This is a genomic window from Sphingomonas tagetis, assembly GCF_024211275.1.
Lineage (GTDB): Bacteria > Pseudomonadota > Alphaproteobacteria > Sphingomonadales > Sphingomonadaceae > Sphingomonas > Sphingomonas tagetis.
Genome location: NZ_JAMLDX010000002.1, coordinates 123811 through 136998, shown reverse-complemented (window position 1 = coordinate 136998; position 13188 = coordinate 123811). Strand labels below are relative to the sequence as shown.

At 66.4% G+C, this 13188-nt stretch carries 15 protein-coding genes and 1 tRNA gene; 4 read left to right on the top strand and 12 right to left on the bottom strand.

The features are described from left to right. Positions 1-38 precede the first annotated feature (38 nt). Together M9978_RS03365 and M9978_RS03360 are read left to right on the top strand one after the other, a co-directional pair. A complete protein-coding gene (locus tag M9978_RS03365; protein WP_254291445.1) occupies positions 39-1598 on the top strand; it encodes a rhamnogalacturonidase in 1560 nt (519 codons plus the stop codon). Further along, positions 1595-2593 carry an aldo/keto reductase gene (locus M9978_RS03360; RefSeq protein ID WP_254291444.1) on the top strand — a complete coding sequence of 333 codons (999 nt, stop codon included), beginning with the start codon at positions 1595-1597 and terminating at the stop codon, positions 2591-2593. The genes M9978_RS03365 and M9978_RS03360 overlap by 4 nt, the downstream gene beginning before the upstream one ends. Before the next feature lie 3 nt (positions 2594-2596). On the opposite strand, the gene M9978_RS03355 is transcribed toward M9978_RS03360, so the two are convergent. The 6 genes from M9978_RS03355 to dapB form a co-directional block, all read right to left on the bottom strand. Continuing rightward, positions 2597-2791, bottom strand: coding sequence for a hypothetical protein (locus M9978_RS03355; RefSeq protein ID WP_254291443.1), 195 nt, complete (start codon positions 2789-2791; stop codon positions 2597-2599). A 73-nt stretch (positions 2792-2864) separates the two neighbouring features. Further along, positions 2865-4568, bottom strand: a complete 1704-nt coding sequence (locus M9978_RS03350) for a cation acetate symporter (protein ID WP_254291442.1) — start codon at positions 4566-4568, stop codon at positions 2865-2867. Beyond that, positions 4565-4891 carry a DUF485 domain-containing protein gene (locus M9978_RS03345; RefSeq protein ID WP_254291441.1) on the bottom strand — a complete coding sequence of 109 codons (327 nt, stop codon included), beginning with the start codon at positions 4889-4891 and terminating at the stop codon, positions 4565-4567. The genes M9978_RS03350 and M9978_RS03345 overlap by 4 nt, the downstream gene beginning before the upstream one ends. An 89-nt stretch (positions 4892-4980) precedes the next feature. Beyond that, a tRNA-Arg gene (locus M9978_RS03340) sits at positions 4981-5057 on the bottom strand. Positions 5058-5099: 42 nt separating this feature from the next. Then, positions 5100-5762: an endonuclease III gene (nth, locus tag M9978_RS03335; protein WP_254291440.1), complete on the bottom strand. Its 663-nt coding sequence runs from the start codon at positions 5760-5762 to the stop codon at positions 5100-5102. Further along, positions 5759-6487, bottom strand: a complete 729-nt coding sequence (gene dapB, locus M9978_RS03330; RefSeq protein WP_254291439.1) for a 4-hydroxy-tetrahydrodipicolinate reductase — start codon at positions 6485-6487, stop codon at positions 5759-5761. Before dapB ends, nth begins: the two co-directional genes overlap by 4 nt. Before the next feature lie 81 nt (positions 6488-6568). Between dapB and M9978_RS03325 the strand changes: the two genes are divergently transcribed. Next, entirely contained in the window at positions 6569-6931 is a 363-nt protein-coding gene (locus M9978_RS03325) for a DUF2200 domain-containing protein (protein ID WP_254291438.1), read from the top strand. On the opposite strand, the gene rpoN is transcribed toward M9978_RS03325, so the two are convergent. The 6 genes from rpoN to M9978_RS03295 form a co-directional block, all read right to left on the bottom strand. Next, complete coding sequence (gene rpoN, locus M9978_RS03320; RefSeq protein ID WP_254291437.1) at positions 6928-8433, bottom strand: RNA polymerase factor sigma-54; 1506 nt, start codon at positions 8431-8433, stop codon at positions 6928-6930. The two genes, M9978_RS03325 and rpoN, sit on opposite strands and share 4 nt — an antisense overlap. Positions 8434-8436: 3 nt before the next feature. Continuing rightward, on the bottom strand, positions 8437-9213 hold the full coding sequence (lptB, locus tag M9978_RS03315; protein WP_254291436.1) for an LPS export ABC transporter ATP-binding protein: 777 nt from the start codon (positions 9211-9213) through the stop codon (positions 8437-8439). Positions 9214-9320: 107 nt separating this feature from the next. After that, the gene (locus M9978_RS03310) at positions 9321-9866 is read right to left on the bottom strand and encodes an LptA/OstA family protein (protein ID WP_254291435.1); all 546 of its coding nucleotides are present in this window, start codon (positions 9864-9866) and stop codon (positions 9321-9323) included. Positions 9867-9868: 2 nt separating this feature from the next. Then, complete coding sequence (gene lptC / locus M9978_RS03305) at positions 9869-10510, bottom strand: LPS export ABC transporter periplasmic protein LptC (RefSeq protein WP_254291434.1); 642 nt, start codon at positions 10508-10510, stop codon at positions 9869-9871. Positions 10511-10680: 170 nt separating this feature from the next. Beyond that, complete coding sequence (locus M9978_RS03300) at positions 10681-11301, bottom strand: ribonuclease D (protein ID WP_254291433.1); 621 nt, start codon at positions 11299-11301, stop codon at positions 10681-10683. Between the two features lie 30 nt (positions 11302-11331). Continuing rightward, positions 11332-12135 (bottom strand): TerC family protein, encoded by an 804-nt coding sequence (locus M9978_RS03295; protein ID WP_254291432.1) that lies wholly within the window; start codon positions 12133-12135, stop codon positions 11332-11334. 205 nt (positions 12136-12340) lie between these two features. Between M9978_RS03295 and M9978_RS23010 the strand changes: the two genes are divergently transcribed. Next, positions 12341-13180 (top strand): cold-shock protein, encoded by an 840-nt coding sequence (locus M9978_RS23010; RefSeq protein WP_302053770.1) that lies wholly within the window; start codon positions 12341-12343, stop codon positions 13178-13180. The last annotated feature ends 8 nt before the right edge of the window (positions 13181-13188 follow it).

Here is a 13188-nt window from a genome sequence, read left to right as displayed (position 1 = left end):
CAAGCCTTGATCGGCGCTCCACCCTCGGACTCCTCGCATTGCTGCTCGGCAGTCCGGCGGCTGCGCAATCGGCGCTGACCGGCGGCGGTGTCGAGAATGTTCGTCAGCACGGCGCGCGCGGCGATGGCAAGGCGATCGACAGCCCGGCGATCAATCGCGCGATCAAGGCCGCGGCGAAGCGCGGCGGGGGCGTCGTGCTCGTGCCGCCGGGTCGCTATCTCAGTTTCTCGATTCGGCTGGTCGACAACATCACGCTGGCGCTGTCCGCAGGCGCAGTGATCGAGGCGGCCGACCCCGACACGCATGGCCGCAACTACGATCCGCCCGAAAACTATATGGAAGAGCAGTTCCAGGACTTCGGGATCACGCATGTCCACAACAGCCTGATCTATGCCGATGGCGCGTCGAATATCGGGGTGATCGGCCCGGGCATGCTGCACGGTGTGGGCCTCGATCGCGACGGGCCGAACGACCGCTGGTGGAAGCATGAGAATTTCCAGTCGGCGATGGCGCTGGGGATCAGCCCCAGGGAACTGGTGCTGCGCAATCCCAAGGAGGCGGCGATGGTCGGGCGCGGCAACCGCGCGATCGGCCTGCGCGATTGCCGCAACGTGCAACTGCGCGATTTCACCATCCTGCAGGGCGGGCATTTCGGCATCATCGCGCATGGCTGCACCAATATGGCCATCGACAATGTGGTGATCGACACCGACCGCGACGGGATCGATGTCGATTGCTGCCGTGACGTGCGCGTCACCAACTGCACCGTCAACGCGCCCAAGGATGACGCGATCGTGCTCAAGAGCAGCTATGCGCTCGGCCGGCCGGTGATCTGCGAGGACATATTGGTGCAGGGGTGCAAGACCAGCGGCTATCTGATGGGGTCGCTGCTCGACGGCAGCTATCGCAAGTCCGATTACAATATCGAGGGCGGCGGCGTGCTGGGGCGGATCAAGATGGGAACCGAGACGGTCGGCGGGTTCCGCAATGTCCGCATCAGCGACTGTATCTGCACCAACAGCCGCGGCATCCTTGTCGGCATCGTCGACGGCGGGACGATGGAGGATGTGGTGGTGAGCGGGATCACGCTGCGTGATCCGGTCAACGCGCCGCTGTTCGTCCACCATGGCGCACGGATGCGCGCGCCCAGGGGAACGCCGGTCGGCAAGATCCGCCGCGTGCGGTTCGACGATGTGCAGGCCTCGGGCGTCGATCCGCGCTATCCCTGCGGGGTCGAGGGAATCGCCGACGGACCGGTCGAGGACGTGACCTTCCGTGGCGTCGACGTGACCTCGGCTGGCGGTGGTACGGCGGCGGACGTGGCGCGCGACCCCGAATATCGCCGTGAGACGAGCCTTGAGGTCGGCTATCTCAAGACCCTTCCGGCGCATGGCCTGTGGGCGCGGCATGCAAAGCGGCTGACGGTCAGGGATTGCAGCTTTGCGGTCGAGAAGGCCGATGCGCGGCCGACCATCGCGCTGCGTAATGTGCAGGGCGCGCTGATCGATGGCCTCATGTCGAGCAAGCCGCGCGACGCCGCGGTATCGGCAAAGGACAGCAGCGGAATCGCGATCGGCGACGTGCGGGTGCGGGCATGATGCAACTGGGCGATCTCGCCTTCGGCGCGGCGTCGATCGGCAATCTCTATCGCGAGGTCCCCGACGATCAGGCACGCACGGTGGTCGAGCGGGCATGGGACGCCGGTATCCGCTATTTCGACACTGCGCCGCATTATGGCTTCGGCCTGAGCGAAAAGCGGCTGGGGGCCGCGCTGGCCGAGCTCGACGCCGCGCAGACTGCGATAATCTCGACCAAGGTGGGCCGCCGCCTCGCTCCGCGGCCCGATGCCGATTTGTCGGCTGTGCGCCAGGCATTCGTGTCGCCCGAGCCCTATGAGAGCGTGTTCGATTACAGCTACGATGCCGTGATGCGCTCCTATGAGGGCAGTCTGAAGCGCCTCCGCCGCGACCGCATCGACATTCTCTACGCGCACGATATCGGCAGCTTCGCGCATGGCGACGCGCATCCCGCGCTGTTCCGCGAGTTCCTCGATGGCGGCTACCGGGCGATGCGCGAGCTGCGCGATTCAGGTGCGGTCCGTGCGATCGGGCTTGGCGTCAACGAGACTGCCGTCTGCATCGAGATGCTGAACGCTGGCGACATCGACATCATCATGCTCGCGGGCCGCTACACGTTGCTCGAACAGGATCCGCTCGACGATTTGCTGCCGCGATGTACGGCGCGTGGGGTGCAGCTGGTGATTGCCGGTCCCTACAACTCCGGCATCCTCGCCAAGGGCGTGCGCCACGGCGGGGCGATCCCCAATTTCAACTACGAGCCTGCGTTCCCCGAGATCGTCGAGCGCGTCGGCTCGATCGAGGACATTTGCGCGCGCCATGGCGTCCAGCTGGCGGCGGCGGCGCTGCAATTCCCGCTCGCGCACCCGCAGGTCGCCTCGGTCGTGCCGGGCATGGGCTCGGCCGCACAGGTCGATCAGGCGATTGCGCTGATGGCGCAGCCGATCCCTGCTGCCCTGTGGGCCGAACTCAGACAGGCGGACCTGATCCGAGAGGACGCGCCGGTTCCCGCCTGACGCTTAGGGTCCAAACTCAATTGGAACGAGGATCGATTGCCCATGGAAGGCCGCCGACAAGGAGGGCGGCGCAGCCGCGTAGCTGAAGCTACGCGCAAGCAAGCGACGCAGCTCGGCGGCCTTCCATGGGCAACCGCGCAGCGGCGGGCGGAATTTGGCGCCGGGCGTCGTCGCGCGTCGGTCACGATGCTTCAGCATCGCTCCCTCCTTGCTCCTAGCCCAACACCAAATTCCGCTCCGTCTCGACCTCGTTCCAATTGAGTTTGGACCCTCAGTGATCGGATGCGGCGAAGGCGCCGATCCCCGTCTCCGACTGGATCTGCTGATCGCGGAAGCGGGCGCGTTCTTCCGCCGCATTGGCCGAACGGTCGAGCAGCGACACCAGCCAGATGCCGATGAAACCGAGCGGCACCGAGATGATCGCGGGCGACGAATAAGGGAAGGGCGCGTCGCCCAGCCCGAAGGTCGTCGTCCATACCGTCGGCGACAACAGGGTCAGGATGAAGGCCGAGAGCAGACCGAGCAGCCCGCCGACCATCACGCCGCGTCCGGTGCAATCCTTCCAGTAGAGCGACAGGATCAGCGCGGGCACATTGCCCGAGGCAGCCAGCGCGAAGGCGAGGCTGACCATGAAGGCGACATTCTGCTTCTCGAACAGGATGCCGAGCAGCACCGCGACCACGCCCAGCGTCAGCGTGGTGATCCGCGAGACCCGCAACTCGTCGGCGGAGGTCGCCGTGCCGTGCTTCCACACCGAAGCGTAAAGGTCATGGCTGACCGCCGACGCGCCTGACAGCGTCAGCCCGGCGACGACCGCCAGGATCGTCGCGAACGCCACGGCCGAAATGAAGCCGAGGAACAGGTCGCCGCCGACCGCGTGGCTGAGGTGGATCGCGGCCATGTTGACCCCGCCGAGCAGCGCGCCCGCACCGTCTTGGTAGCGTCCATCGGTCGCGACCATCACGATCGCGCCGAAGCCGATGACGAAGGTCAGGATATAGAAATAGCCGATCCAGGTGGTCGCCCATAGCACCGACTTGCGCGCCTCCTTGGCGTCCGGAACGGTGAAGAAGCGCATCAGGATGTGCGGCAGGCCGGCGGTGCCGAGCAGCAACGCGAGGCCGAACGAAACGGCGGAAATCGGGTCCTTGATGAAGCTGCCCGGACCCATGATCGCGGCGCCCTTCGCCGCCGCCTCGGCTGGCGCCATGCCCTTGTCGAGCGCGAGGCTGGTCTTCACCTCGACCGCGCGCGCGAACAAGGCGTCGAGCGAGAAGCCGAACTGCCACAGCACCGACAATGCGATGAAGCTCGCGCCGGCGAGCAGCATCACCGCCTTGCAGATCTGGATCCAGGTGGTGGCGGTCATGCCGCCGACCAGTACGTAGATGATCATCAGCACGCCGACGAGCACCACCGCGACCGGATAGGGCAGGCCGAACAGCAATTTGATCAGCTGCCCCGCGCCGACCATCTGCGCGATCAGGTAGAAGGCGACGATGAGCAAGGTGCTGATCGCGGCGAAGCTGCGCACCGGCCCCTGCGCGAAGCGGAACGAGGCGACGTCGGCAAAGGTGAAACGGCCGAGGTTGCGCAGCTTTTCCGCGATCAGGAACGAGATGATCGGCCAGCCCATCAGGAAGCCGATCGAGTAGATCAGCCCGTCATAGCCGTCGGTGTAGATCTGCGCCGAAATACCGAGGAACGACGCCGCCGACATGAAGTCGCCGGCGATGGCGAGCCCGTTCTGGAAGCCCGAAATGCCGCCGCCCGCGGTGTAGAAATCCGATGCGGTGCGCGTGCGCCGCGCAGCCCAGCGGGTGATGAAGATGGTCAGCGTCGCGAAGGCCGCGAACATCGCGATCGCGATCCAGTTGAGCGGTTGCTGCTGGGTCTGCCCGGTGAGGGCATCCGCCAGCGCCGGGGTGGCGATCAGCACGAACAGCGCGGTGAGGCCGAAATAGAGGCGGTTCACTTGGCTGCATCCTTCGCGACGGCGTCCGACAGGATGGCGGCCATCACCGGGTCCCAGCGCCGGTTGGCGCGCCGCGTGAACAGCGCGATCGAGGCGATGGCGAGCAGGATGAGACCGAGCCCCACCGGAATGCCCCAGGTCGCGACCAGCCCGCCGACCGGCGTCGCCAGCAGCGCCTTGTCGAGCGCGATGACCAGGATGAACGCCATGAACAGCCCGACCACGACCGCCGACAGCGTCCAGGCAAACCGCGTGCGCTCGCGCACCAGCGGCACGTAGCGCGGATCGCTTGCGACACGCTCCAGCACTTCCTGATCTGCCATCACTCCCCCTTTTATCATATTAATCCGCCTGTTCGGCGGGTGGCTTGGTGCCGCACCTTGGCGCGGCTCGCAAGCAAAGAGAAGGGTAATGGCGCACCCGACAGGATTCGAACCTGTGACCCCTGCCTTCGGAGGGCAGTACTCTATCCAGCTGAGCTACGGGTGCGTGGCGATCGCGACTAGCAAAGGCGAACGCGCCGCGCCAGCGCTAAACGGCGGGGTCTTTCCAGTTCTTCGGCGGCGGCGTTTTGGGCTTGTATGCACACAGGTCGGCAACGATGCAGCGCCAGCATTCGGGCGTGCGCGCCTTGCAGACATAGCGGCCATGCAGGATCAGCCAGTGATGCGCGTGGACGCGGAACGGCTGGGGGACCTTCTTCTCGAGCTGCTTCTCGACCGCGAGCGGGGTCTTGCCCGGGGCGAGGCCGGTACGGTTGCCGATGCGGAAGATGTGCGTGTCGACCGCAAAGGTCTCCGCTCCGAACGCGACGTTCATTACGACATTGGCGGTCTTGCGGCCGACGCCGGGCAGCTTTTCCAGCGCGTCGCGGTCGGCGGGCACCTTGCCGCCATGATCGGCGATCAGCGCCTGCGACAGGGCGATGACGTTCTTCGCCTTGGTATTGAACAGGCCGATCGTCTTGATGTGTTGCTTGAGCTCGTCCTCGCCCAGCGCGACCATTTTCTCGGGGGTATCGACCTCGGCGAACAGGCGGCGGGTGGCCTTGTTGACCCCGGCGTCGGTCGCCTGCGCCGACAGCACCACCGCGACCAGCAAGGTATAGTCGTTGACCGATTCGAGCTCGGTCTCGGGATGCGGATTGGCCGCGGCGAGCCGCTCGAAGAAATGGAAGACGTCTCCCCTCTTCAAAGGCCGAGTACCGCATCCATGGTGTAGCGCCCGGCGGGCTGCTTCGCGAGCCACAGCGCCGCCTTGACCGCGCCGCGCGCGAAGATCGCGCGTTCCTGCGCCAGATGCGCCAGCTCGATCCGCTCGCCGGCGCCGGCGAAGATCACGTGGTGGTCGCCAACGATGCTGCCGCCGCGGATCGAGGCGAAGCCGATCGTGCCTTCTGCGCGTGCGCCGCTCAGGCCCGCGCGGTCGGCCACGCGGACCTCGCCCAGCGCGACCTCGCGGCCCGCCGCAGCCGCTTCGCCGAGCATCAGCGCGGTGCCCGACGGCGCGTCGAGCTTGTGGCGGTGATGCGCCTCGACGATCTCGATGTCCCAGTCCGGCCCGAGCCGTGCCGCCGCTTCGCGCACCAGCCGCGCGAGCAGCACCACGCCGAGCGAGGTATTGCCGGTCTGCAACACGGCGATGTCGCGCGCCGCGTCGTCGATCAGCGCGTGATGCTGCGCGTTGATGCCGGTCGTGCCGATCACGATCGGCGTGCCCGCGGCGCGCGCCGCGGCAAGATGCGATTCGAGCGCGGCGGGCGAGGAGAAGTCGACCAGCGCGTCGGCGGCCTGCGCCACCGGCACAGGATCGTCGCTGGCGTCCGCACCGCCGGCATAGCGCACGCCTTCGCTCGCGAGGATGTCCTGGATCGCGAGGCCCATACGCCCCTGGCTGCCATAGATGCCGATGCTGCTCATCGCCGCTGCTTGGCGCTGGATGTGGGAAACCGCAACAGCCGATTTCGGTCTGCGATATCGTCGGATATAGTGCGAGCCATCATGACCGGTCATCGCATCTATTCGATCAGCGTCGCGAGCGTCTATCCGCACTATATCGCCAAGGCGGAGAAGAAGGGGCGCACGAAGGCGGAGGTCGATGAGATCTTCCGCTGGCTGACCGGGTACAGTCAGGCGGCGCTGGAGGATCATTTCGAGAAGAAGACGACGTTTCAGGATTTCTTCGCGCAGGCCCCGGCGCTCAACCCGGCGCGGTCGCTGATCACTGGCGTCGTTTGCGGCATTCGCGTCGAGAATATCGAGGAGCCGCTGATGCGTGAGCTGCGCTATCTCGACAAGCTGATCGATGAACTCGCCAAGGGCAAGGCGATGGCGAAGATCTTGCGCAAGCCGGCGGAGAGCTAAGCCCCCTCCAGCGCCTTTTGCCGGCGGCGCTGGACCGAGCTGCCGATCCCCATCGCCTCGCGGTATTTCGCCACCGTGCGCCGCGCGATGTCGAAGCCCTTGGCGTTGAGCATGTCGACCAGCGTGTCGTCGGACAGGATCTTCCTGGCGTCCTCGGCCTGGATCAGCGTGCGGATCGCGCTCTTGACCGCTTCGGCCGACACCGCGTCGCCGCCTTCGGACGACTGGATCGCCGAGGTGAAGAAGTATTTCAACTCGAACATCCCGCGCGCGCAGCTGAGATATTTGTTCGAGGTGACGCGGCTGACGGTGGATTCATGCATTTCGATCGCGTCGGCGATCTGCCGCAGGGTCAACGGCTTGAGATGCGACACGCCGTTGCGGAAAAAGGCTTCCTGCTGCTTCACGATCTCGCTCGCGACCTTGATGATCGTGCGCTGGCGCTGGTCGAGTGCTTTGACCAGCCAGTTGGCGCTGGCGAGCATGTCGGACAGCCACGCCTTGCTCGACTTGTCCTGCGGGCCTGCCGACACCTCGGCATAATAAGCGCGGTTGACCAGTACGCGGGGCAGGGTGGCGCTGTTGAGTTCGACCGCCCAGCCCTGGCCGCGCGGCGCGACGAAGATGTCGGGCGTGACCGCGGGCACCGGCTCGCCGCCATAGCGGCAGCCGGGCTTGGGATCGTAGTTGCGCAGCTCGCGGATCATGTCCGCCATATCCTCGTCATCGACGCTGCAGATGCGCTTGAGCCGACCCAGCTCGCCGCGCGCGAGCAGGTCGAGATTGGCGATCAGCGCGGCCATGCACGGGTCGTAGCGGTCGGCCTCCTTCGCTTGCAGCGTCAGGCATTCGGCGAGGTCGCGCGCGCCGACACCGGTCGGGTCGAAGGTCTGGATGATCGCCAGCACCGCCTCGACCCGGGCCAGCGAAACGCCGAGCCGCGTCGCCATGTCGAGCAATGGCGCGGTCACGTAACCCGCTTCGTCGATCTGGTCGATGATGTGCTGCGCGATGAACAGGTCCGGCCCGGCGATGCTCGCTCCGGCCTGTGCGGTCAGGTGATCGGCGAGGCTGAGGTCGGGGGCGGAGAAGCTGTCGAAGTCCGGCCCGTCGTCCGCCGAACTTCCGCCGCCGCCGGTTCCGCCCATGCCGAGACCGCCATCGAGGCCGCCGATCGAATCCGAGGCGCTGTCGTGATGGAAGGTTTCGGTAGAGAAATCGACGTCCAGCGAGGGTTCACCGGTCGTCGCGCCGCCGTCGAGCAGCTCGCTGGAATCGGCTGGCCCGTCGCGCTCGGCTTGCAGTTCGGGTTCCGCGTCGGGCGCGCCGCGCTCATCCTCGCCGCCGCTCGTATCGAGCAGCGGATTGCGCTCGATCTCCTCGGCAATGAAGGTCTCGATTTCGAGGTTCGACAGCGCCAGCAGCTTGATCGCCTGCTGCAACTGCGGCGTCATCACCAGTGATTGCGACTGCCTTAGATCGAGGCGTGGCGCGAGTGACATGGGTTAGAGCGAGAAGCCTTCGCCAAGGTACAGGCGGCGCACATTGGCGTCCGCCACCAGGTCAGCGGGCGAGCCGGCGAACAGCACGCGTCCGTCATAGATGATCGACGCGCGGTCGACGATATCGAGCGTCTCGCGCACATTATGGTCGGTGATCAGCACGCCGATGTTGCGCGTCTTGAGCTCTTTGACGAGGTCGCGGATGTCCGAGATCGAGATCGGGTCGATGCCCGCGAACGGCTCGTCGAGCAGCATGATCGAAGGGTCGGCGGCCAGCGCGCGGGCGATTTCGGCACGTCGCCGCTCGCCGCCCGATAGCGCCATCGCCGGTGCGTCGCGCAGCCGGGTGAGGCCGAACTCGTCGAGCAATTTCTCGAGCCGTCCGGCGCGCGCGGTCTTGTCCGGCTCGGACAGTTCGAGCACGGCGGAGATGTTCTTGGCGACGGTGAGCCCGCGGAAGATCGAGGTTTCCTGCGGCAGATAGCCAAGGCCGAGGATCGCGCGGCGGTACATCGGCAGCGGCGTGATATCGACGCCGTCGAGCATGATGCGGCCCGAATCCGGCTTCACCAGCCCCATCACCGAATAGAAGCAGGTCGTCTTGCCGGCGCCGTTGGGGCCGAGCAGACCGACCACCTCGCCCTTACCGACCGAGAGCGAGACGTCGGACAGCACGACGCGCTTGTCGTAGGATTTGGCGATCGACACCACGGAAAGGCCCGACCCGGACGGGTTGTCCGTTGCCGCCGTTACCGGTTCAAGGGTCTCGATGTCCGCCATATTGCCTTCCCTGCTCGCACGAAGTGGTTAGCGAATCCTTGCATGCGCGTCACTTGGCAAGTTTCATGCATGGCGAAAAACGACGAAGCGAGCGGGGCGCGTGCCGATCAGTCGCGCTTGGGCACGGTGAAGCGGCCGGTCACGCGGCCGCCCGAGCGGATCACGCTGCCATCGGGCGCGCGCGTGGTGCCGACCCCCGAGCCGTCGATCGAGGCGCGGCCCGTGTCGAGATTGATCGTCAGCCGCCCGCCACTCACGGTGTTGGCGCCCTGCGTCAGCGTGACCCCGCCGAGCATGGTGATCACGCGTCGGTTGATGTCGTACACGCCATACTGCGCGCGCGCGGTCTGGTCGGGCCGCGACACGGTGACGCCGCCCGAGGCATCGAAGCGCGAGACCGAAGGCGAGCCGCTGATCACCTGACCGGTATAGCTCACCGTCACGCGCGCGGCGGTCAGCGTCATATTGGCCTGGGTGATGCGGACGCCGCCCGACAGGATGGCGCGATTCGCGCGGTCCTGCAGCTCGATGCTCTGCGCGGCGAAGTCGATCGGCGCACTGGTATCGTGACGCGACTGGCCCATCGCCGAACCGGCAAGCGTGGCGGTGGTGGTGATGGCGGCGAACAGGCCGATTGCGAGCGGGCGGGACATGATCACCTATTTGCGCGCTTGGGATCGATCCGCAAGCGGGCATTGCCGTCGATGCGGACCGTGCGCTTGTCCAGATCGGCGGTCATCTTGTTGCCGCGGAAGTTGCCGAGCGGCGTGCTGCCGTCGATATTGCCCGTGCCGGTGAGCCGGCGGGTCTTGAGGTCGATCGTCGAATCGCGCGTGTCGAGGCGATAGCCGTCGCTGGTGCGGAAGGCGATCGGACCGTCCACGGCGACCTGCTCGCTGTCCATATTGTAGCGGCCGCGTTCGGCGCGGACCTCGGCCGGGCCGTCGGACAAACGGATGCCCGCGGTGAGGTCGCTGAGCTGGACGACCGGCTCGGCCGAACTCTTCTGCACCGCCGACCCGGCTTGCAGCACGAAGGGCTGGCCCTTGGCGTCGGCGCCGCGATAGCGCGCCGACTGGATGCGCAGCCGCTCGCTCGCGACATCGACCTTGTTCTTGTCGAGCACGAACGACACGTCGCCGCCCATAAACAGCGGCGCCATCACCAGGAATGCGCCGAGCACGCCGATTCCGGCCGGCAGCACCATCAGCAGCGTGCGCACGATATGATCGTGGCTGCCGCCCGGCCGCGCCCAGTGCTTGCGGCGCGAACGTTCCTGGACCGCGATCTCAGACATTCTTGTGCTCGCAAGCGAGGAAGCGGCACCGCCCTCCGCTGCCTGTCCACCGATGCTTCGCATCGTCGGAGCCTTTGGCCGCTCCGCCCGCTCCCCCACCCGGCCACCCGTAGGATACTGGCGTTGGGTGGCCGGGTGGGGGAGCGGGCCGGTGCCGGGATTCGAACAACTTACGCATGCGCGAAGATGTCAACCTCCGGCCAGCCGGCGAGATCCAGTTCGGCGCGATGTGGCAGAAAATCGAAACAGGCCTTGGCCAGCGCCGTGCGGCCTTCGCGGGCAAGGCGGCGGTCGAGTTCCTCGCGCATCGCGTGGAGGTAGCGCACGTCCGACGCGGCATAGTCCTTCTGCGCGTCGGAGAGCACCGGGCCGCCCCAGTCGGACGACTGCTGTTGCTTCGAAATTTCCTGCCCCAGCAGTTCGCGCACCAGGTCCTTGAGGCCGTGGCGGTCGGTATAGGTGCGCACCAGCCGCGAGGCGATCTTGGTGCAATAGACCGGCGCGGCAGTAACGCCGAGATAGTGACGGATCGCAGCGAGATCGAAGCGTCCGAAATGATAGAGCTTCACCCGCGATGGGTCGGCGAGCAGCGCCTTGAGGTTCGGCGCGGCATAGTCGCTGCCGGGCGAAAAGCGCACGAGATGCTCGTCCGCGCCGCCGTCCGACAGCTGCACCACGCACAGCCGGTCGCGCGGCGTCAGCAGCCCCATCGTCTCGGTGTCGACGGCGATGTCGGCGCCCGGGGCGAACACGTCGGCGGGCAGGTCTTCTTCGTGCAGGTAAACGGCCATGCGCCCGCCTAGCGGTTTAAGTGTGAACGCTCAATGGCTCGTAGGCGGCGTGCCGCCGTCGCGCTTCGTCTTGGAGCGGCGCGCGATCATGTTGAGCGATTCGACCAGTGCCGAGAACGCCATCGCGGCGTAGATATAGCCCTTGGGCACATGCACGCCGAAGCCGTCAGCGATCAGCACCGCGCCGATCATCAGCAGGAAACCGAGCGCGAGCATCACCACCGTCGGGTTGCGCTTGATGAAATTGGCGAGCGGATCGGCGGCGACGAGCATCACGCCGACGGTGACGATCACGGCGGTGACCATGATCGCGATCTCGTCGGTCATGCCGACCGCGGTCAGGATCGAGTCGACCGAGAACACCATGTCGAGCAGGATGATCTGGAAGATCGCCGAGCCGAAGTTGAGCGTCGCGACCTGCTTCTTGTCGAGTAGTTCGTCGTCGCTCGGCACCGGGTCGATCGTGTGGTGGATTTCCTTGGTCGCCTTCCACACGAGGAACAGCCCGCCTGCGATCAGGATCAGGTCGCGCCATGAAAAGGCCGTCTCGAAGCTCGGTTCGCCATGCGCGCCGGGCGCGCCCTGCAGGCCGAGATCGAACACCGGCGCGGTGAGCGAGACGATCACCCAGATCATCGACAGCAGCAGGATGCGCATCACCAGCGCGAGCCCGATGCCGATGCGGCGGGCCTTTTGCTGCTGATGCTCGGGCAGCTTGTTGGTCAGGATCGAGATGAAGATGAGGTTGTCGATGCCGAGCACCACCTCCATCACGATCAGGGTAAGAAGGGCGGCCCAGGCGGCCGGGTCGGCAAGCAACGTTGTGATGTCCATGTTGCCGAAATGCCGCTACTGCGTGACAGACGCAAGTATCGGCCGGAACGAGCGCAAAATCGCGACGAAAATGTTCGCGCATTGATCTTTTCTCGGTTATGACCTGATTCTGTAGGCGTCCCGTTGGAGCGCCTGAATGCCTGCGCCCTCGTCCAGCGTATGGTTTTCGGAGTGAAGTTGGGCGACCGGGAAGACGAACAGGGCAATGAGTTTTGATCGAGGGCGCCGCGGTGATCGCGGCGGGCGCGGCAGAGACAAGCGCGACGGTTTCGGCGGCGACGAGTTTGGCGGCGGCAGCAGCTTTGGCGGTGGTGATCGCGGCGGCTTTGGCGGCGGCGGTTTCGGTGACCGTGGCGGCTTTGGCGGCGGTGGCGGCTTCGGCGGCGGCGGCGGTGGCGGTGGTTACCGCGGCGGTGGCGGCGGTGGTGGCTTCGGCGGCGGCGGTGGTGGTGGCGGCGGCTTCGGCGGCGGTCGCGGCGGCGGCGGTGGCGGCATGCCCCCACAGGTCGTTGGCGAAGGCACTGGCGTGGTCAAGTTCTTCAACGGTCAGAAGGGCTTCGGCTTCGTCGTTCGCGACGATGGCGGCGAGGACGTGTTCGTTCACATCAGCGCAGTCGAGCAGGCCGGTCTGACCGGTCTGGCCGAAGGTCAGCCGCTGGGCTTCACGCTGGTCGATCGCGGCGGACGCATCTCGGCGACCGACCTCAAGATCGAAGGCGAGCCGTTGCCGGTGCAGGAGCGTGCGCCGCGTGAGGATCGTGGCGATCGCGGCGGCCCGGGTGGCGGCTTCGGCGGCGGCGACCGCGGCGGGCCGCAGCGCCAGCTGACCGGTGAGAAGGCGACCGGTACGGTCAAGTTCTTCAACGCGATGAAGGGCTTCGGCTTCATTCAGCGCGACGACGGACAGCCCGACGCGTTCGTACACATTTCGGCGGTCGAGCGTGCGGGCATGCCGACGCTCAACGAAGGCGACCGGCTCGAGTTCGAGCTGGAGGTCGATCGCCGCGGCAAGTACGCCGCGGTGAACCTGACGCCGTCGCAGTAACGGACCGA